The sequence below is a fragment of the Streptomyces sp. DSM 40868 genome, assembly GCF_011820545.1.
Lineage (GTDB): Bacteria > Actinomycetota > Actinomycetes > Streptomycetales > Streptomycetaceae > Streptomyces > Streptomyces eurythermus.
Window position 1 is genome coordinate 7,572,788 of sequence record NZ_CP050504.1, and the last position, 19,984, is coordinate 7,592,771.

General features: G+C 70.6%; 15 protein-coding genes. 7 read left to right on the forward strand and 8 right to left on the reverse strand.

Going from position 1 to position 19,984, the window contains the following annotated elements:
• Positions 1–17: 17 nt before the first annotated feature.
• From HB370_RS34225 to HB370_RS34235, 3 genes are all read right to left on the reverse strand, one after another.
• Complete coding sequence (locus HB370_RS34225; protein WP_244406067.1) at positions 18–1,934, reverse strand: RiPP maturation radical SAM C-methyltransferase; 1,917 nt, start codon at positions 1,932–1,934, stop codon at positions 18–20.
• Positions 1,935–1,987: 53 nt separating this feature from the next.
• Positions 1,988–3,256 (reverse strand): MFS transporter, encoded by a 1,269-nt coding sequence (locus HB370_RS34230; protein ID WP_030786829.1) that lies wholly within the window; start codon positions 3,254–3,256, stop codon positions 1,988–1,990.
• A gap of 86 nt (positions 3,257–3,342) precedes the next feature.
• Positions 3,343–4,521: a cytochrome P450 gene (locus tag HB370_RS34235; RefSeq protein WP_030786826.1), complete on the reverse strand. Its 1,179-nt coding sequence runs from the start codon at positions 4,519–4,521 to the stop codon at positions 3,343–3,345.
• A gap of 702 nt (positions 4,522–5,223) precedes the next feature.
• Here HB370_RS34235 and HB370_RS34240 point away from each other — a divergent pair.
• The 4 genes from HB370_RS34240 to HB370_RS34255 all read left to right on the forward strand — a co-directional run bounded on the left by HB370_RS34240 (position 5,224) and on the right by HB370_RS34255 (position 9,676).
• Positions 5,224–5,391: a hypothetical protein gene (locus tag HB370_RS34240; RefSeq protein WP_157855606.1), complete on the forward strand. Its 168-nt coding sequence runs from the start codon at positions 5,224–5,226 to the stop codon at positions 5,389–5,391.
• Between the two features lie 75 nt (positions 5,392–5,466).
• Positions 5,467–7,443: a radical SAM protein gene (locus HB370_RS34245; RefSeq protein ID WP_280117797.1), complete on the forward strand. Its 1,977-nt coding sequence runs from the start codon at positions 5,467–5,469 to the stop codon at positions 7,441–7,443.
• A gap of 5 nt (positions 7,444–7,448) precedes the next feature.
• Positions 7,449–8,684 carry a hypothetical protein gene (locus tag HB370_RS34250; RefSeq protein WP_030786817.1) on the forward strand — a complete coding sequence of 412 codons (1,236 nt, stop codon included), beginning with the start codon at positions 7,449–7,451 and terminating at the stop codon, positions 8,682–8,684.
• A 41-nt stretch (positions 8,685–8,725) separates the two neighbouring features.
• A complete protein-coding gene (locus tag HB370_RS34255; RefSeq protein WP_051815917.1) occupies positions 8,726–9,676 on the forward strand; it encodes a ThiF family adenylyltransferase in 951 nt (316 codons plus the stop codon).
• Positions 9,677–9,725: 49 nt separating this feature from the next.
• Here HB370_RS34255 and HB370_RS34260 read toward each other — a convergent pair whose 3' ends face one another.
• Both HB370_RS34260 and HB370_RS34265 read right to left on the reverse strand, forming a co-directional pair.
• The gene (locus HB370_RS34260; protein WP_030786811.1) at positions 9,726–11,216 is read right to left on the reverse strand and encodes a carboxylesterase family protein; all 1,491 of its coding nucleotides are present in this window, start codon (positions 11,214–11,216) and stop codon (positions 9,726–9,728) included.
• A 21-nt stretch (positions 11,217–11,237) separates the two neighbouring features.
• Complete coding sequence (locus HB370_RS34265; protein WP_030786807.1) at positions 11,238–12,152, reverse strand: MBL fold metallo-hydrolase; 915 nt, start codon at positions 12,150–12,152, stop codon at positions 11,238–11,240.
• A 165-nt stretch (positions 12,153–12,317) separates the two neighbouring features.
• Here HB370_RS34265 and HB370_RS34270 point away from each other — a divergent pair, with 165 nt between their 5' ends.
• Together HB370_RS34270 and HB370_RS34275 are read left to right on the forward strand one after the other, a co-directional pair.
• The gene (locus HB370_RS34270) at positions 12,318–13,187 is read left to right on the forward strand and encodes a helix-turn-helix transcriptional regulator (protein ID WP_030786804.1); all 870 of its coding nucleotides are present in this window, start codon (positions 12,318–12,320) and stop codon (positions 13,185–13,187) included.
• A gap of 112 nt (positions 13,188–13,299) precedes the next feature.
• A complete protein-coding gene (locus tag HB370_RS34275; RefSeq protein ID WP_030786800.1) occupies positions 13,300–13,680 on the forward strand; it encodes a hypothetical protein in 381 nt (126 codons plus the stop codon).
• Between the two features lie 7 nt (positions 13,681–13,687).
• Here the strand turns inward: HB370_RS34275 and HB370_RS34280 are convergent, their stop codons facing one another.
• Positions 13,688–14,851, reverse strand: coding sequence for a Dyp-type peroxidase (locus HB370_RS34280; RefSeq protein ID WP_030786797.1), 1,164 nt, complete (start codon positions 14,849–14,851; stop codon positions 13,688–13,690).
• A 214-nt stretch (positions 14,852–15,065) separates the two neighbouring features.
• Between HB370_RS34280 and HB370_RS34285 the strand changes: the two genes are divergently transcribed.
• The gene (locus HB370_RS34285; RefSeq protein ID WP_037702341.1) at positions 15,066–16,277 is read left to right on the forward strand and encodes a right-handed parallel beta-helix repeat-containing protein; all 1,212 of its coding nucleotides are present in this window, start codon (positions 15,066–15,068) and stop codon (positions 16,275–16,277) included.
• Between the two features lie 7 nt (positions 16,278–16,284).
• Here HB370_RS34285 and HB370_RS34290 read toward each other — a convergent pair whose 3' ends face one another.
• Together HB370_RS34290 and HB370_RS34295 are read right to left on the reverse strand one after the other, a co-directional pair.
• Positions 16,285–16,965, reverse strand: a complete 681-nt coding sequence (locus tag HB370_RS34290) for a hypothetical protein (protein WP_037702339.1) — start codon at positions 16,963–16,965, stop codon at positions 16,285–16,287.
• 312 nt (positions 16,966–17,277) lie between these two features.
• Positions 17,278–19,830 carry an SdrD B-like domain-containing protein gene (locus tag HB370_RS34295; protein ID WP_078637623.1) on the reverse strand — a complete coding sequence of 851 codons (2,553 nt, stop codon included), beginning with the start codon at positions 19,828–19,830 and terminating at the stop codon, positions 17,278–17,280.
• Positions 19,831–19,984 lie beyond the last annotated feature (154 nt).

Genomic DNA, 19,984 nt, shown 5'->3' on the forward strand with positions numbered 1-19,984 from the left:
CGCAGTCCCGTCCTTCGTCACCAACGCAATCCCGTCGCGAGCGCCAGATGGGTGGAGTCCTCATGGAAGACGATGCCGAGCTCCGTCCAGTTCTCGACAAGCTCTTCGAGCCGGCCTTCCCGCACGGCGATCCCGAGCGAGCGCATCGCGGAAGCGAGCGCGGGAAGCGTCCTGCCCTTGGCCAGTGCCCGGTACGCCTCGGCTTCGAGCCCCGGTCGCAGCACCAGCTCACGGGAGGGCCAGGCGGGCCGGTCGTCGACGACGACGAGCGAGTCGTCCGGCGCCGGCAGGGCGACCAGCCGGGAGACCGATGCGGTGGCCTTCCAGTTCGCGACCGCCTCGCGCAACAGCTCGCCCGTCTCGGGGGAGAGGCCGGCCGGCTCGGACTCGAACACGTAGACGAGGTCGTCGAGGCCGTCCGCCACCCCCTCGTAAGCGCTCACCAGGTTGAGCGAGGGGCCGAGAGCCTGGAGACCGAGGGCGGGATCGTCGAAGTAGGGGCTGAAGCGTTCCAGTTTGATCGGGAACGCCCCGGCGGGCGGCGTCAGGTGATGGAGGGCCGGGAGCGAGTCGATCAACGCCTCGTAGTCGCTGTCCTGCTCCCCGGGGAAGCCCAGGAGGATGTTCCACGACGGGTAGATCCGGCAGGTGGCGCAGTCCCGCAGGAACCGCACGTTCTGCCACCCGGTCACCCCCTTGCGCATGATGCGCAGGATGGGCGTGCACAGGCTCTCGACACCCGGCTGCAGCTGCGTGAAACCGGCGCGCGCCAGGGACTCCAGTTGGCTGAAGTTGAGGTTCGACTTCACCTCGGCGAACAGCCGGACGTCCCATTCGGCGGGCAGCGCCAGATCCGTGGTCAGCTGCACGACGTGCTCGGGCGCCAGAATGTTGTCGGAGAACACCAGGTCGAGCACGTTGTGCCGGCGGATGGCCCGGCTTGCCTCCGCCTGTACGCGCTCGGCGGGCTTCGCGCGATGGGTCATGGCCGACCCGTTCAGGCCGCAGAACGTGCAGTGGTGCTTCGCGCCCCACCAGCAACCGCGGCTGGCCTCCAGTGGAATCTTGACGTCGATGAACGGAGCGGCCGGAGACTTCCCCAGATCGCGGAAGTAGTGATCGTAGGTGGGCTCCGGCACCACGTTCATGGAGACGGGCGTCCGCCCGATGGGGTTGCTGACCGTGGCTCCGTCGGCGTCGGACCGCCAGCACAGGCCGGGCACGGCGTGCAGCGGCCCGTCGTCCTTCTTCCCGTCACCGCTACGGCATTCCGCGATGTGGGCGATGAGCGGCGCGATCGAGTGCTCCGCCTCCCCCCGGATCACGTAGTCGAACTCGGGGCGGGCGCGGTGGACCGCCGTGCCCTGGACGCCGTCGCAGTTCGCCCCGCCGAGGATCGTCACGATGTCCGGCCGAAGCTCCTTGACGCGGTGCGCGAGCGCGAACGAGGCGATGTTCTGGTCGAAGGTCGACGTCAGCCCGAGGACGTCGACGCCCGACGCCACGAGATCCCGGGCCAGTTCGTCGATGAAGGCGGGCGCCGCACGGAACATCGCACAGTAGGCGTCGACGTGCTCGCTGTCGCGCACGAGGTCGTAGAAGCTCGTGTGGCGCGGGTCGACACCGGGGCGGAAACAGCTGGAGAAGACCCACTCGCCGACCCCGAACACCTCGGCGTCGACGATCAGCTCGTAGTGTCCGCCTTCGAGGCCCGCCTCCCGGACCAGGTGGTCGAGCCACCGGATGTTGCCGTAGACGACGTCGAGCTTCTCGACCTCTCCGCGCCGCTCGAACAACGGGGCGATCGTGCTCAGAGCCAGGGAGGGCATGTCGACCACGGCCCAGGGCATGCAGACCAGCGCAACCGAAAGGGCGTCCTCGTGCACGACCGGCGGGGTGAGATCCGGCACCGGTTGTGTGTGCCCGATCTGCATCAGTTCCACTTCGGCTCCTCATCGATCGGGGGCGTTGTCCGAAACGGGCTGTTTCAGGATTCGTTCGGGCCGGCGGTCCGCTCGCTCCCGGTGGTCACCCGCGTTCCCCGGATGAGCACCGGGAGCCACAGGAGACACGCCAGCAGGGGGACCGCGGCGTAGACGGCCATGCCCGCGCCGGAGCCCAGTCCGCCCATGAGCGCGCCGAGGACGAGATAGCCGATGCCGATGAGCACCGACTCCACGAACGCGATCATCGACAGCAGGCTCGCCCGGTGGCGCGACGGCACCGCCTCGTTGAACACGTTGTCCACGAGCACGGCGGTGATCTCGGGAATTCCGACCAGGAGCAGAAACGCGGCGATGGTGACCCAGACGAGGCCGAGACCGGTCAGACCGAGCGCCGCGGCGAGCGCCAGGAGGGACAGCGGGGCGATGATCCGGTACCCGACGCGCCGGTCGGCGCGGTCCGACAGCAGGGGAGTGAGGCCGCCGATGAAGAATCCCGCCGAGACGACCACGCTGACCAGCGCGGTGCTCGCCCCCTGATCGGAGAGCGTCTTCTGGGTGAAGATGATGTACGGCGTCAGCGTGGCGTGCATCAGTCCGGACACCACGACGAGCGTCACGAGCGCCGGTGTGGCGACCCGGAGCATCGCCCGCCATGCCGTGGTGTCGACGTGCTCCTTCCCGGCTCCGTCCTGCTTGTCCACCTCGTCCGCGCCGCGGATCTCGGGCACCCGGGCCAGCAGCACCAGCACGGCCACGACGAGGCACGACGCCGAAGCGGCGTAGACGATTCCCCAGGAGAACTGCTGCAGTTGGCCGCCGAGGACGATGGCGATCCCCGAGGTGACCGTCCCGAGCATGGTGAACCGGGACCTGATCCTGACGTAGCCGCTCGTCGCGCCGCGGCGCACGAGCAGGTCGTACAGCAGGGCGGTGTCCGAACCGGACACGCAGGCCATGCCCACGCCCTGGCCGATGAACAGCGCCAGGAACAGCCAGTAGTCGGAGGTCGCGACCTGACCGAGCAGGCATCCGGCCACCAGCACCTGGCCGATCACGATGCTGGCGCGCCTGCCGATCCGGTCGGCGATGATTCCCGTGGGCAGCTCCGCGAGTCCGCTGACCAGGAAGAGCAGGGTCTGGAGGAGGGCCACTTGCCCGGCGGAGAAGCCTTGCTGGTAGAGGAAGATGACGAACACGCCGCGCTGGAACATCGAGTTGGAGAGCACGGCGTAGATGTAGAACGGACGCGTGACGCTTCGTGCCGCGTCGACCGCCGCCGGTCCGTCAAGGACCTCCGTGGTGCCGGTCATGCTGCGGGTTCCCCCTGGTGTATCCGGTGGTCAAGGACGTTCTCCACCATCACGGGCGGACTCGGCTCCTGCTCGGCCGCGTTCACTTACCAGCTCACCGGCATTCCCTTGAGACCGTATCCCAGCCCGTCGTCCATGAACGGGAGGTCGTCGGGGTCGACGGCCAGGGCCAGGGTCGGGATGCGCCGGAACAGGGCGGTGAACACGACCTGGAGCTCCAGGCGGGCCAGTGGCTGGCCGGTGCACTTGTGCACACCGAACCCGAAGGCGAGGTGCCGGCCGGCGTCGCGGCGCAGGTCCAGCGTCTCCGGGTCGGGGAACACGCTCTCGTCGCGGTTGCCGATCTCCTCCGGGAGGATCAGGCCCTCGCCGGCGCGGATCAGCTGCCCGGCGATCTCGATGTCCTCCACGGCCACGCGGCGGCGGCCGGGCTGGACGGTGGTCAGGTATCGCAGCAACTCGTCGACGGCCCCCGCGACTCCGGTTTCGTCGGCGTCCCGCAGCACGGCGATCTGGTCGGGATGGAGCAGCAGGGCCAGTGTGCCGAGCGCGATCATGCTGGCCGTGGTCTCGTGTCCCGAGATCAGCAGGAACAGGACCAGCATCACCAGTTCGTGCCGGTTCAGCTGGCCGGTGGCCAGCCGTTCGGTGGCGAGCTGGGACAGCAGGCCGTCATCGGGGTGGGCGAGCTTGTGGCCGATCAGCTTGGCCAGGTAGTGGTACAGCTCGCGCTCGGACTTGCTCGCGACCTCGGCCGGGACGTCGCTCTCGGTCACCGCCCTGATGGCGCGATGGAAGAAGTCGTGGTGCTGGTAGGGGACGCCGAGCACGTGGCAGATGACCCTGGACGGGATCGGCAGGGCGAACTCCGACACGAAGTCCGCCGGCTCGGGGCCGGCCAGTAGGGCGTCGATGCGGTCGTCGACGATCTGCTCGATCGTGGGCCGCAGCTTCTCGACCATGCGGGGGGTGAACGGCCGGGCGATCATCCGGCGCAGCCGGAGGTGCTCGGGGCCCTCCATGGCGGTCAGGAACTGGCCTTCGCTGTGGTGGTCGCGCAGGAACCGGGTGTGGAACGGGTAGCCCGGCTGCATCCAGTCGGCGCTGACCCGGCGGTCCGACAGCAGCGCGCACTGCTCCGCGTGCCGCGTCACCAGCCACGGAGTGCTGCCGTCCCACAGCCGGACCCGGACCAGCGGCGCCCGCTCCTGCAGCTCGGCGAGCTCGGGTGCCGGATCCAGCGGACAACCGGACGCCCGGGGCATCGGAAAGTACGGGATCGCCGTGAATTCCGGATCGGAAACGTTGGCCTGCGAAGACGTCACAATCCTAGCTCCGTTCCGAAGTCCCATAACAGAAGACACATGAACAATGGGGCCGATGCTCGCTGAATGATGTGATCGCCGAATCGGCTTCCGCGGCCTGCGGATTCCGGTGATCGATCTTCTTGCGTCACAGGGCGGAAAACCGGCCATACCGGCCCTCGCCCGCCGAAGGCGGGCACCGTCGATCGATGACCTCTCCGCTTGGCGCTGTTCCGACCCGAAGCAGCCTACCCAGAATTGATCAAGCCGGGCAAGAGGCGGGAAGGCACTGTATCCGTCGTCCGGTGGAGATCGGGCACGTGCCGGAAGTGAGATTTCGGGGATGTGACGGGGATGTGAAATGGCCCGAATCGCTGGGGTTTTCAGTGGTTCCCGCGCCGCGGAATATCCTCCATCCGGAGCGGCGAGGTGCTCCTCCACGCTCCGGCGTGACAAGGGTCCTGACCAGGGAATTCGCGGCCTGCCGCGCCGGCGGTCGGGGGAGGAGCGGAACCGATCGACCGGCGGCGGTCCCTCCGTTCGCCGACGGGAACCGGGATCGGATGCCGCGCCGGATCACGTGTGCGCTCACCATTGACAGGACCTCAAGACCTGTATGGGATGGAGATGTTGGTGCGAGTCGAGGGCAAAGAAAGGAAAACGATGACGCAGGAACTGCAGGAGCGTCCGGTGATCGCGATGACCGAGGCGGAGGCAGAGCCGGACATGGTGCTTTTCACCGATGGCGAAGGGTTTGACCTCGTCGACGACGTGGAGCTCATCTCCCTGTCGTCGGCCACCCTGGGTGCCATCGTCGCGCGGCGCTGCTGAACGCATCTGATGGCGACTCCGAAACGACTGGCCCTCTCGTTCGCCGGGGAGGGCCAGGTGTCGGTCCGGTCGTCCATGCGGAACGTTCGCGTAACGCTGGGCCGGCCCCTGATCAATTCCGACGTCAATTCCCCGTTCTTCGTCCCTCTCGGTCTGCTCTGCATTGCCTCGCCCCTGATGGCGCATGGCCACCCCACCGTCGTCGTCGACCTGGAGTACGAGCACCGGATCGGTGCCTTCGAGCCGGGTGACGCCGACTGGCTCGACCAGACCTGCGAGCGCCTGCTCGCCGCCGATCCCGACGTGCTCGGCCTCACCTGTCTCGCGGACACCCTCCCGTCGTGCCTTCTCATCGGGCGCCGGGTCAAGCTGCTCCGGCCCGATGTCACGGTGGTGCTCGGCGGACCCGGGACGTTCGGTGTCTTCCCCGACGCCCTCCCGCGCTTCGCCGACTGCGTCGACTTCGTGTGCCGCGGCGAGGGAGAGCTCGCGATCACCGCTCTCGCGGACGCCCTCGCCGACGGGACCGATCCCGCCGGGGTGCGCGGCTTCTGGTCGTGCGAGAACGGCAAGGTCGTGTCCAGCGGGCCGCAGCCGACCACGAACCTGAACCTCGTGCCGATGCCCGCGTACGACGCCGTCCCGATGGGCGACTACATCCGGCTCTCGACCCCGCACATCTTCGATGTGCACATCGGCTCAGGGTGCACCTACTCGTGCAAGTTCTGCATGACGTCGACGTTCTGGGACCGTGACTTCCGGATCAAGGACCCCGCGGTCATCCTCGAAGAGCTGCGTTTCCTGCACCGCACCTACGGGGTCACCCAGTTCAACTTCCTGCACGACAATTTCGCCAACAAACGCACTTATCTCGACGAGTTCGTGTCCTATTTCGCCGAGCACAACGACATCTTCGAGTGGGGCTGCGCGGTCAGGCCGGACAACGTCAATCCGCCCCTTCTGCGGCGTATGGCCGATGCCGGGTGCTTCAACATCTTCTGCGGCACGGACGCGGGATCGGAGAAGATCCTCAAGTCCATGCTGAAGATGCCCTCGACCAAGCGGACCTACGAGTTCTTCCGGTCCGCCCAGGAAGTCGGCATCCAGTTCGAGACGAACACGATCGTCGGGTACCCGGAGGAAGCCGCCGAAGACCTCGAGAAGTCCCTGGAGGTCGTGTTCGACGCGATCGCCTACGGGGCCGTCAACAGCGACCTCAGCGTGCTCCAGCCGCTTCCCGGTGCCGAGATCACCGGTGAGTACCGGGCCGAACTCGAACCGCTGGAGGGCGAACTCGACGTCATGGGAACCTTCCTCCCGCCGGACGTCCGCGCGCTCATCAAGGACGAGGCGGAGATCTTCACCGGCTTCAGCTTCATCCGCAGCGGAAACCGGGAATACGACTACTACCAGGACGTGCTGCGTCTTTCGCGGTACTTCACGCGCCGCTACTACCACCTGCTGCGCTTCCTGAAGCAGGGCGCGGGGCTCACGTACGTGGAAGTCGTCGACGCACTGCTGGAGCGGTCCGCCATGCCGGTCGAGGAAGCACTCGAAGAGATTCTGGCCAAGCTGGACGGCGCGCCTGCGCGAACCGCCAAGGCGCTGTACACGTACGACTCGATGCTCGCGGAGTTCCGCGGCGACGAAGTCGAGGAAGAACTCGTCAACGTGTACCGGCGGCCTGCCACCGTGGGGGAGAAGCCGCATTTCCTGACCGCGGACCTCGACGTCGACGTCGTCGCGATGGTCTCCGACCCGCGGGAGATCACCTGGGAGCCGGAGCTGGATCGCCCGACCGTCGTGGTCGTGTACCGCGCGAGCGAGGCGGAGGTGTCGACTCTCCGCCTCACGCCGGCGCAGGCCAAGATGTTCCGGGCCCTCATGCCGCGCGGGCCCGAGGAACGCGAAGCCCTCCTCGCCCGGGTCGTCCCCGGCCGGCTGCGCGAGGTCGCGACGGCGGTGGCGGGACTGTGTGCCCGGATCGACGCCTCGCCGGACGCCCCGGAGCGGACTCTGCCGGCGGCCGCCAGCCCCCTCCCGGTCACGTGAGCGCCATGCGCCCCGTCGTCGTCGAGGTGGACGACGACCCGATCCGATGGCACGGACCGACGGGAGGCGACTACCTGAGCCGCTGGTTCGCCTCGGCGAGCCAGCACAGTCGGCTCGACCTCCTCTGGGTCACGGACGACGGGCTCAGCCAGCACTACCGCGTCCAGCAGGGCGCGTCCTTCTCCGACGGGAGCCCGGTGCGTGCGAGCGATCACGCCCGGGCGATCCGGACCGCGCTCACGGTGCCGTCGCTCCAGCGGTTCCTGCTCGACATCCGCGCGGTCCGCACCTCGAAGGACACGCTCGTCATCGAACTCCGCCGCCCGGTGCCGCACCTGCCCGGCCTGCTCCAGAGCGTCGACCTCGCTCCGATCTCGGCGTGCGGACAGCTGTCCTCCGGCGCGTACCAGCGTGCCGTGCGCACCACCGACGACGAGTACTGGCTCGAACCCGTCAGGGCCGGTACACCACCCGTGCGGGTGCTCGTACGCCGGGATCCGCACGGTGCCCCGGAGCGGTTCCGGCGGGGCGAGGTCGACGTGACGTGCGCGACGGCGTTCCCGCTCGACCGCGTCACGGACTTCGCGGACAGCCGGGCGTTCCACACGGCACCGACCGCGATCGAGATGTGCCTGGAGGTCGTCCCCGACAGCCGGTCGGCGGTGCGGGACGCGGAGTTCCGCCGCCAGCTCCTCGGCGCGCTCCGCTACGAGCGCCTGGTCGCCCGGTGCTGGAACGGCGTGGAGCCGGCGGCGCCCGACCACCACGTCGAAGCGCCGCCCAGCACCGCCGGCGCCGGTGAACGCCTGCGCCTGGGGTACTGGGACTACTACCCCAACCTGGACGTGGCCGAAGAGGTCGCGGCCCAGCTGACCGAGAACCTCGGCGTCGAGGTCGAGCTGGCACCCGCCGACTTCGTTACGGGCTCGGCACACTCCTTCGACCTGCTCCTCGCCCTGCGGGGCCCGCTCTTCGCGGATCCGATCGGCGCCCTGGACCTGCTCGACCCGGCACGCCGCGACCCGGTCCTCGCGCCGCTGCTGAGCCGGCTGTCCGAGGACCCGGACGACGAGGACGCGGCCGGCGAGCTGCGGCGAGCGGTGCGCGAACAGTGCCCGGTCCTGCCGCTGCTGCGGCTCAGGGGCCACTGGCTGCAGCACGAGGCACTGGCGGGCCGGCCCTGGCCGTCGATGGACGCCGTGCGCTTCCCCCGCTTCAGCTGGAGCGCCGATTCCCCCTGACCCCCGGCAAACGGTGATCTCGCTACGAAGGAAGGCCAGGGATGGCTGACGGAAGCGACCGCTACGTGCTCTCGCCTGCGGCGACCTGGTCCCGCGACGGCGACGAACTGCGCGTCTTCTCCGACGACGTACTGCTGGTCCGGCGCTGCCCCGAAGCGATGTTCGCATGGCTCGACGCGGTCTCCGACGACCCGCTCGGCCTCCCGGTGCCGAGCGGAGGGAACACGGACGTCATCGTGCGCACGCTCCTACGGCTCCGCCTCGTCGTCGCACCGTTCGACCGCTCGTGGCAGTCGTCCGCCTGGCGGAACCAGGTCGAGTACTTCGCGGCCCTGGGTCTGGACGCCGGCGCGGCACAGGAACGGCTGCGCGCGGCGCACGTGACCGTGCTCGGCGTCGGCGGCATCGGCGGCGTGGTGCTGGCCGAGCTGGTGGGCGCGGGCGTGGGCGGACTCACGCTCGTGGACGGCGACCGGGTCGCGTTGGAGAACCTGAACCGCCAGTACCTCTACCGGCGTCGTGACGTCGGCCGGCCAAAGGTCGACGCGGCCGGCGAGTGGGTGCGTGAGCGCCTCCCCGAAGCGGAACTCACCACCGCCATGGAGACCATCACGACCAGCGAGGCGCTGGTGCCGCACCTGCGCGAAGGCGGGTTCCTCGTCGTGGCGGCCGACCGCCCCGCGGCGCTGCCGGAACTGTGCGCCCAGGCGTGTCTGGAGCGCGGAGTGTCGATGATCACGGGCGGCTGCGGCCTCCGGGTGGGATCGAGCGGCCCGCTGATCCGGCCCGCCGACGTCCCGGCCTTCCTCGCGTCGCTCCAGGAGGCGAAGGCCGCGGCCGGAACCGCGGTCACGCCGATGGCGGCCTCGTTCGGCCCGGTCAATACGCTGGTGGGCGCGACGATGGGCCGTGATCTCCTCTTCGGCATACTCGGTGTGAGCGCCCGGACGACTTCGCATCGCGTCGAGCTGCTGGGGACGGCCCTGACCTGAGAGCGCGCGTGCGCTGGCCGAGAGCGCGTCGCACCATGTGCCTGCCCGCTCAGGTCCATGCCTGACGTTCCTGGCCGTGAGGGTCGTCGACCTGTGTCCAGTCGGCGTCGACACGCATGGTGGCCCGGCGTGCGGTGTCGTACGGGTCCCAGCCGGGATCGCCGGTCCTGGCGAACCGGATCCAAGTCCCGTGCACACGGGAGGCCAGAGCGGCGGGCGGTCTGTCGGGGCCGAGCAGGGCATGGGCACCGTGCAGCCGGGACAGGTGCGTGAGATCGAAGACGAAGGGCAGCTCCACCGCGTGGGCGGCACCCAGTCGTCCGTCCAGGGCGCGGGAGCGCCACGCGAACTCGTAAGCGTAGGTGGCGCCACCGGACCGGTCGGCGTGTGCGTCGGCCAGGGCCCGGCTGCCCGCGCCGAACAGGGCGTCGCCCATGATGGCCGACCGCAGCTCGCCGAAGGTCGCCCTCGGGCGGGTGCCGCGGTACGTGTCCACGAGCCGGACCGGATCGGGATGCACACGTGCCGCGACGGCGTCGACGTCCGCACGGGTCGAGGTGGCGTAGGCGTCCAACGGGACGAGATAGAGGTTCCCCTCCTCCGTGTTGGTCCCGACGAGCAGGTCGACGTCGGCGCCGGGGCCCGCGGCGACGGATTCCGCGGGCTGGGTGTCCAGGACCAGGCTGAAAGGGCTGAGCCCGACCAGCGGATCGTGGTGGGTGGCCGTCCGCAGGTCCGTGCCGGCGAGCGCGGAGGCCGCTTCCACCAGGCGGGCGTCCGGGATCTCCGCGAAGGCGTCGACGTGCGGTTCGACGCCCAGGACCCGGGCCGCCGCCCCGGTGACGCGGGCGGCCTGCTCGGGCGTGAACGCGCCCAGACCGTTGCCGCTCTGGACGATCGCCCGGCGGAACAGGCCCGCGGCTTCGGGAGTGGCCAGGACGCCCCCGACGACGGTCGCTCCCGCCGACTGGCCGAACAGGGTGACGTTGTGCGGGGCACCGCCGAAGGCGGCGATGTTGTCCCGTACCCAGCGCAGCGCGGCCACGACGTCGAGCAGCCCGCGATTGGCGGGCGCACCGGGAAGGTCGAGAAACCCTCCGATGCCGAGTCGGTAGTTGAGGGTGACGAGGACGACACCGTCGCGGGCGAAGGCGGAACCGTCGTACAGCGCGGACCGCGTCGACCCGGCGACGAACCCGCCGCCGTGGACGAACACCATGACGGGCAGGTCGCCGTCCGTGTCGGCGGGCGTCCAGACGTTGACCGTGAGGTAGTCCTCGCCACGGCTCCAACCAGCCCCGAAGTAGGGGGACATGTCCAGCCGGCCGAGCGTGCGTCCGGGCTGCGGAGCGTTGGGTCCCGGCGTCGTGGCGTCCCGTATGCCGTCCCACGGTTCGTGCGGGCGGGGCGCCGCGAACCGGCCGGCGCCGCGGGGCGGGGCGGCGTAAGGGATGTTCAGGAATGCGGCGACGCCGCCCTGGCGCAGGCCGCGGACGGGTCCCCGCGTCGTGGTGACGACAAGGGTGGTGCGATGGTTCACCGGAGTGCCTTTCCGCAGGGCTCAGCCCTGTTCGGTGTAGGGGGCGAAGGAAGCCCAGTCCTTGATCGCGAACTTGCCGCCGTGGCGTACCACGTGCGCGGCGCCGTGGCCGCCCAAGTGCGCGGGCACGACGAGGGCGTGGTTGTCCGCGGCCCAGCCCAGGATCTTGCGGCGGGTGGCGCGCGCCTGCGCGGGGTCCTCGCAGAAGCAGCTGTTGGAGTCCGGTTCGAGGATCTGCACCGGGCTGTGCAGCAGGTCGCCGACGAAGACCGCGCGGTCCGTCCCGGAGGTGAGGGTCAGTACGGAGGACCCGGGGGTGTGCCCCGGGGCGGACTCCAGGCGCAGAGCGGCGTCGATCTGGTGGCTGTCCTCCCACAGCAGTGTCCGGCCGGCCTGGTGCACCGGGGCGACACTGTCCTCGAACACGTTCTGGTTGCCGCGGCCGAGCACGCTCGTACGGCCGTTCTCCGGGTTCCAGAAGTCGAAGTCGTCCTTCGGCATCAGATAGGTGGCGTTGGGAAAAGTGGGCACCCAGGTACGCCCGTCGAGATACGTGTTCCAGCCGACGTGATCGATGTGAAGGTGTGTGTTGATCACGATGTCCACGTCCTCGGGGCGGACTCCGGCGCGGGCGAGGTTGTCGAGGAATCCGGTGTCCATCCGGCTCCAGACCGGGGCGTACGGGCGCTCCTTGTGATTGCCCACGCCGGTGTCGACGAGGATGGTCCTGCCCTCGCTGCGCAGGAGCCAGGTCTGGACCGCCGAGTTGACGATCCGGGTGCCGTCGTCCAGGAAGTCCGGGACCAGCAGGGCGCGGTGGTCCTCCCACGCCTTCGCGGGGCTGTCCGGGAAGAACGTCTCGGGGGTCATGTCCACGGGCCCGAAGTACTCCCGGACGCGGGTGAGCGTGACGTCACCCAAGGTGATGGTGTCCATGGTGGCTTTCCTTACGAGAGGTGTGCCGCACGGGGTGCCGTCGTCGCGACGGGTGAGCGGTGCGGGACCCATGTCAGCGGCATCACGGCGACCGGGCCAGACCGGACCGTGCCTATCCCCGGCCGGGTCAGGTTCCCGTCCGGCGAGGCCCGCATACTGGGCCACATGAGCGGACAGCGAGAACTCGGGAACTTCCTGCGGACTCGGCGGGCTCAGCTGCGCCCGGAGGATGTCGGGCTGCCGGACTACGGAGACCGGCGCCGGGTGCCCGGCCTGCGCCGTGAGGAACTGGCACTGCTGGCCGGTGTCAGTTCCTCGTACTACACCCGTCTGGAACAGGGCCAGTCCATGAGCCCCTCACCAGAGGTCCTCGACGCCATCGGCCGGGCGCTGCACCTGGACGAGGCCGAGCAGCGCCACCTCCACGACCTGGCGGACCGCGCGAAGCGGCGTACGGTCGTCCACCGCCCACCCGCCGAACACGTCGACGCGGCGACCCTCGACCTGCTGGAGGCTGTCGGTGACGTTCCCGCCCTCGTCAGCGGGCGGCGCAGTGACATCCTGGCCTGGAACCGGACGGGGCACGCGCTGTTCGCCTCCCACCTCGACCCGGCCGGCCCGGCGGATCCCGGCAACCGGCCCAACCTGGTCCGCCTGATCTTCCTCGACCCGCACACCCGCGCGCTGTACGCCGACTGGCCGGGCAAGGCACGGGCCGTCGTCGAGAACCTCCGTATGACGGCCGGCCGGCACCCCGACGACACGCTGCTCACCTCGCTCGTCGACGAGTTGACCATGAGGAGTCCGGAGTTCGCCGCCATGTGGGCCGATCACAGGGTCGGCCCCTGTGACTCCGCGGTGTACGAGATGCGCCATCCGCTGGTCGGCAGCCTCACCGTCCGGCAGCACAGCCTGCGTCCCGCGCAGGACGAGGAACGGCACATCGTGCTCGCCCTCGCCGAACCCGGCTCCCCGTCGCAGACCGCCCTCCACCTGCTCACCCGGGCGACCGCCCCGCCGGCCCGTCAGCGGTGACGTGCCGGCGACGTGTGCCGGGAGCACGGGACGACCCGCACGGCCCGGCCCGGGGTTCGTGCACACCGTCCCGCACGAGGGGCCTTCCGACCGCGCCCGGTGAGCCGACCGGATGATCCCGGAATCCGCCGACTCCATCGAGGAGCTGTTCGAGCGGCCGGCGGAAGCGGCCGTCCTGGCCGGGGAAGCATGGATGCGGCTGTACCCGCTGCTGACCGAGTGCTTCACGGTGCCCGTGCTGATGCCCGAGTTGAAAAGCGGCAGCCCCGACGCCGAACTGCTCGGCCGGTGCCGGGACTTCGTGGAGCGGATCGTCGCCCACCCCAGTGCGCTCGTCAGTGGCGCTGTCTGCTTCGAGGTTCTCGAACAGCTCCTGAACGCCGACGGGCTGGTGGAAGCCGTCTGGCCCCATATGAAGGGCCGGACGCGGACGGAGACCTTGCGCATGCTGGACGGCTACGGTGTGCGGCTGCGCGGCATCAACCGGCGTTGACGGACTGTCAGGCGGCTGGTCGGCGGAACAGTCCCGCACCCAGCGGGCGTTGGCGGTCGAATCCCGGGAGGATGAGGAAGGTCGCCCCGGCGGTGGTCGTGGTGTAGCGCAGCAGCGCGTCGGAGCCGTCCATGTGGGCCAGTGTCTTGGTGAAGGTGCGCAGGTCGTTCTGGAAGCTGATGAAGAGCAGGCCGGGAGTGGGCCCGTCGGTGCTGTAGGAACGGCGGAGCATGAGGCCGACGCCGACCACGCCGGGATGGGCCCGGCGGACGTGGGCGTCGGCCGGGATCAGATAGCGTCCGTCCGGTGTCTTGGCGCCGAGGTCCGGGTCCGAGGCGGCGGTCCCGCCGGACAGGGGCGCACTGCCGGCTCTCCGCCGGCCGAGGACCGCCTCCTGCTCGGCCACGGAGAGCGCGGCGAACCCCTGCAGGTCGAGTTCCATGCGCCGTACCACGGCGATCGTGCCGCCGGCGACCGGAGCGGGTCCGGCCAGCCACAGATGGCGTCGTTGTTCGGCCGTCGTGTGCGGGCCCACGATGCCGTCGACGAAACCGAGCAGGTTGCGTGGCGCGGAGACGTCCTCGGCCACCCGGACGTCCGGGCCGCGGCGTCCGGACTGCCGCCAGCGTTCCCGGATCCGGTCCCCGGCCTGCCCGAGCAGCGCGGCGGCGACGACCGGCAACAGCAGGGGGTCGCCGGCGCAGATCTGCAGCAGCAGGTCCCCGCCGCGCGACCGCGGGGCGATCCGCTCGCGGGAGAACCGGGGCAGGTCCGCCGCGCCGGGCAGGGCGGGACCGGCCCCGCGCACCAGCCGTGGTCCCACCCCGATCGTCACGGTGAGATCGCCCGGTGGCAGGCCCAGCAGGCGCGGATCGGTCCCCGCGGTGAGCGTGCGGACGGCCTCGCCGAGTTCGGCCAGCAGCGGGCCGACGGCCACGCCGTCACCGACATCGGCCACCACCGCCAGGAGGTTCGGCTGGGCCGTTCGCGGCAGCGTGACGCCCGCCTGGTGACGACCGGTGGGGGAGACCCGTGGAGTGGGCGTGGGGGAAGGGGGGCGGTCCTGCCGGACCGCGGGCGATTCGCACCCCGCCGTGAGTCCGGTGGCCGCCACGGCCCCACTGGCGCCGATGAACGCGCGGCGTGACGGGCGGGGTTCGGCTCGGCTCACGGTGTGCAGGATGCCATATCCCTTCCAGGCCGGGCGAGTTGACCGGCCCCGCGGCGGGCCCGCTTCATGCCAGGATGAGGCCATGCCTCGTCTCCGTCTCCGTCTGATGGCCGCGTTATTGAGCACACTGGCATGCGTACTGGCGGGCTGCGGGTCCGGCGACGACGGGCCGGACCACGGCCGGCGACCCGACGGGGCGCACGTGACCATCAGGGTGCCGGCCGACGCCCCGACGATCTCGGACGCGGTGTCCCTCGCCCGCCCCGGTGATCTGGTGCTGGTCGCAGCGGGCGTCTACCACGAGTCGGTGAAGGTCGCCACGCCTCGGGTCACCCTCCGGGGAGAGTCCCGGGACAAGGTCGTCATCGACGGGCGGACGCGGCAGCCGAACGGCATCGTCGTCTCCGCGCCCGGAGTGGCCGTGGAGAACCTGACCGTGCGCAACAACACGCAGAACGGGGTCCTGGTCACCGGTTCCGCGAAGGCGGCCGCCGGGCTGCCGGGGCGTGCCGGGGGCTACGACACCGGCGACGAACCGGTCACCTTCCTGAAGTCGTTCCTGGTCTCCCATGTGACCGCGACCCGCAACGGCCTGTACGGCATCTACGCGTTCTCCGCGCAGAACGGTGTCATCGAGCACTCGTACGCCTCGGGCGCGGCCGACTCGGGCATCTACGTCGGCCAGTGCAAGCCCTGCCGCATCGTGGTGCGGGACAACATCGCCGAGCTCAACGCGGTCGGTTACGAGGGCACCAACGCCGGCGGGGACATGTACGTGGTCGGCAACCGCCTCGTCGGCAACCGGGTCGGGCTCACCACCAACTCCGACCACCAGGAGAAACTGCTCCCCCAGCGGGACGCCGTCATCGCGGGCAACCTGATCGCCGGCAACCAGCAGCGGAACACCCCGCAACAGGCCGACGGCGGATGGGGCACCGGCATCGGCGTCGACGGCGGCAGCGACAACGCGTTCCTGCGCAACCGCGTCACCGGCAACAGCACCGCCGGGCTGGTGATCACCGCGACCGCCGACATCCCTCCGGTCGGCAACCGGATCGAGGACAACACGTTCGACGGCAACGGCGTCGACGTCGGCTGGACGTTCCCCACCGCCACGCGGGGACGGGGCAACTGCCTGCGCGGCAACGAACTGGACAGCACCGTGCCGGCCCGGCTCACGACGACCGCGGCCTGCCCGCTGCCCGCCGGGGCGCCCTCGCCGGCCGGCACCTGGGCGGCGCCGGCGGCACCCGGTGGCATCCCGTTCACCGAGGTCGCCCCGCCCGGTCCGCAGCCGCAGTTCCCCCACGCGGCGACTACGGGCGCCACCGCCGTCCCGGCCGTTCCGGCCCTGCCCGAGACGGCGGACGTCCCCCTGCCGCCGGTGTCCCTGCTCGCCGCGCACGCGCGGGTACGCATGCCCTGACCGGCGGCTACCGGGCCGGGGTCACCCCGGGCGCCGGCTCCACCGGAACGTACTTCCGGGTACCGAAGGCGATGACCACGGGCTGTTCCTCGGACTCCACGCGGACCCGGACCCGGTACATGGTGCCGTCCGGGCCGACCCAGTAGCGCACATTGCCCGCCGTGCCGGAGCGGTCGGGGGAGGACGGCCCGGTCATGACGTCCACCCGGTGCCCGTCCACCTGGTCCCGTCCCCACCAGGCGGCCCCGTTCTGCGGCAGCAGCTCGGCGTTGTCCGGCCGGTCGCTGCCGAGCTTGAGCGCGATGGCCAGCGAACTGTCCAGCGCGCTGCCGGACGCCTGGAGCGGACGCTCGTACCAGCCCGAGCCGGGTGGTGACGCGGGGGCCTGCGCCGGGGCGTGCGCCATCGGGTGGACGTGCACGGAGGTGGCCGTCCACTGGATCAGCCCGTCGCTGGACGTGTCGCGCCCGGAGCCGCGTACCACGCCGTACCCGACCTGGCCCCGGTAGTCGACGGACCCGGTGACGGTCAGCCCGCCGGCGGTGCCCGGCACGGTGATGGTCACCGTACGGCCCCGCACCTCGTAGTTGCGGAACCGGGTGATGGCCAGCCGGTTCGCCTCGTCCTCGGTGAGCGCGCGCGGACCGCTCGCCTCCGAGCCGCCGCCGGCGAGGAGGAACACGGTCACCGCGACCGCCGCCAGGCCGGCGGCGGCCGCCGCCCAGTGTGGCCACCGCCATCGGCGCCTGCCGGGCGCGCGGCCCGGTGGGGCCTGCCGGATTCTCCCGCCGCGCACGCGGTTCGACACGGGCACTTGGCTGCTTCACCCTCTCGATCATCACCACCCCGGCCGGGCGGGGTGCTGGCGGACGACACCAAGGCCGGCCCTCGCCGGGCCGGCCGGGACGTGATCCGCCCGTCGGCGCCGTCCGGATCACGGACGGGCGTATCGCGGACGGGCGGATCACTGTGGTGCGGTGTGTTCAGTGGCGCGGTGCGTTCAGTGCTGCCGGACGCGACGACTCCGGGTCACGAACGCGATGACCAGGCCCGCGCCCACCAGCAGACCGGCGAGGCCGATCAGCGTCGGCACGCCGGACATACCGGTGTTCGCCATCGAACCGCCCCCGCCCCCGCCCCCGCCGCCCGGGGCCGGGTTGGCCGGCGGCACCGGTGACGACGGCGGCGTCGGGACGGGAGACGAGGCCGGCGGGGAGCTCGGGACGGGCGTCGGTGTCGGTGTCGGAGTCGGGCTGGGGGTCGGGGTCGGGCTGGGGCTGGGGGATTCCTTCGGGATGTACACCCCGGCGTCGATGGTGTGGTCGACGCCGCCCGGCTTGTCAGGAGCGGTCACGGGCGCGTAGCCGTTGCACAGCTCCCCGGTGGTCGGCGGGGTCACATTGGAGTCGTGCGCACGGTTGTCACCGGCCCGCGGGAGCGTGAACCGCAGTTCGCTCGCCGCCGGCTGCTCGGGCACCTGGCTGGTGTCCGCGGTGCACACGTCGAACTGCACCGTGTACTTCGCGCCGGGCGTGAGCTGGTACGCGGCGCCGACACCGCCGAAGTAGTACTCTCCGGCCGCGTTGGTCCTGGTCGTGGCGACCTGTTCGCCGTCCGCGTCCAGCAGGTTGATCGTCGCCCCCGGCAGCAGTACGTGCCCCGGGTCCTGGATCCCGTTGTGGTCGCCGTCGAACCACACGACGTTGCCGATCTGGATCGGCGCGTTCGCCGCCGCGTACGCGATGTCACCGAGCCCGCCGGCCTTGCCGAACCCGCCTTGGTCCGCGCTGACGAACTGGTATCCGTTCTCCTTCGGGGCGTTGCCCGGGCCCTGACCGGTCGTGATGTCGAAGTACCCGGTCCCCGAGGTCGCGACGTGCTCGACCGGGTCGAACTCGGTGCTGACGACCCACTGTTGCTGCGGGATGTAGGCCACCGACCCCAGCGAGGTCTCCTGGTGGGTGTTGGCGAAGGAGTCTCCCGGGAAGTATTCGACGACATCGGCGGGCTGGCCGCCGTTGTTGGCGGGGGTGGCGTTGCTGGGGCAGCTCCCGGTGCCCTCCCACTGGTATTCACCGGTGGGAGTGGCGCAGACCATGGTGATGTCACCACCGGACATGGCGGTTTCCGGATAGTCCTTGCCCGGACGGGGGTCCAGCCCACCCCAGCTGAGCACGTCCATGAACCGGTCGCGGAAGCCCAGGATCATCGAGCCGTCCCGGGCGAAGGCGAGGGAGGCCAGCTCCGGCTGCGGATCGATGAAGTTGTTGTTGTGCGCCTTCCGGTCGTCCCACGTGTCCAGGCTGGTGTTCCACGGGTTCCAGTGGGTGGCCCGGTCGCCGGTACCGTGGACGCTGCCGCGTTCGTACGTGAGCGGGTGGCTCAGCACCGTGGTGAACCGCTTGCCGTCGAAGGTGGCGACGACGGCCTTCAGGTCCTCGCGCTTCTGCGTGCTCTCCGCGCTGCACACACCGCCGACGTACAGCGTGTTGTCGTGGGTCTGGAGCCCGAACGGCCGCCAGTCGGCGCGGTTCGCGCACCCCGGGTCCGGGATCGGGACCGTCGACTTGGGCGCGGAGGCGGTGGCCCCGGTCGCGTCGAAGCTCACCAGGCTGCGGGTCCGCAGGTTCACCGCGTACAGCGTGGTGCCGTCCTCCGACAGGGCCAGGCCGCCGATGCTCTCCTTGCCGGGCGCGTCGGTGAACCCGGCGTCCTTGATCATGTTGGTGGTGTCGTGCCGCGTCACCGTGGCGTCCGGCACCCGCGCGAACAGCTTCGGGGCACCCGAGCCGTCGACGGGCACCGTGTAGATCGCGTTTCCGCCCTGCGGCCCGTACGGGGTGTACCGGCGGGCGAACGCGCTCTGGAACAGCCGGGTCCGGTACGTGTCGTACGCCAGGCCGAACGTCGTACCCACCTGGTCCTGGGTGGCCAGCGTGGTCGGGCACGCCGCGTCGGTGGGACACGTGCGCCGGACCTCCGTCCCGAACGCCACCAAGGCCCGCTTGTCGTTCCCGTTCGGGCCGTTGTGGACCGGCACGAAGTACCGGGTGTCCGGCAGCGCGTAGTCGGCCGGGTCCCACACCCCGGTGACCACCGAGGCGTCCTTCCCGTCCGACACGTCCACGAACGACGTGAAGCTGTCGAAGTGGTTCTCCGCCGTCGACGCGGGCGCCGCCCGCAGATAACGGCGGTACGGCTCCGGGACGCTGACGTCGACGCGGTACCGGCCGCCGTCGAGCGCGTTCGTCCCCGACACCACGACCTTTCCGGTGGTGTCCGTGACACCGGCAACCCGGTGCCCGGCGGGATCGGAGACCTCCACCCTGATGCCCCGCTGCGGCACGTCCATCGCCGTGTTGATCACGCCGGTGCCGAAGAAGTCACGCAGTACCTGGACCGTCAGCGTGCCGTCTTCGGGCGCTGCGGTGGCCGTTCCGGTCGTCACCCCGGCGGCGGCGCCCGCCAGTAAGAGGAGGGACAAGCCGGTGCGCGCCAGCGGCTTCGCGAGCCCCCCGGCCGCCCGGCGCGAGTCTCTGCCGACTCGGTTCATGGCATCACACTCCACACTTCCTCTGTCTTGAAAACGAAGTCCCCGTGTCTGGAAAACGAAGCCCCCTAGGCAAAGAAAAAGGGCCCGCGCCGCTGTGCGTGGGCCGCTTTATGGTGATCGCCGGAGGATATCGCGGGTGAGCCGTAAGGAGTGC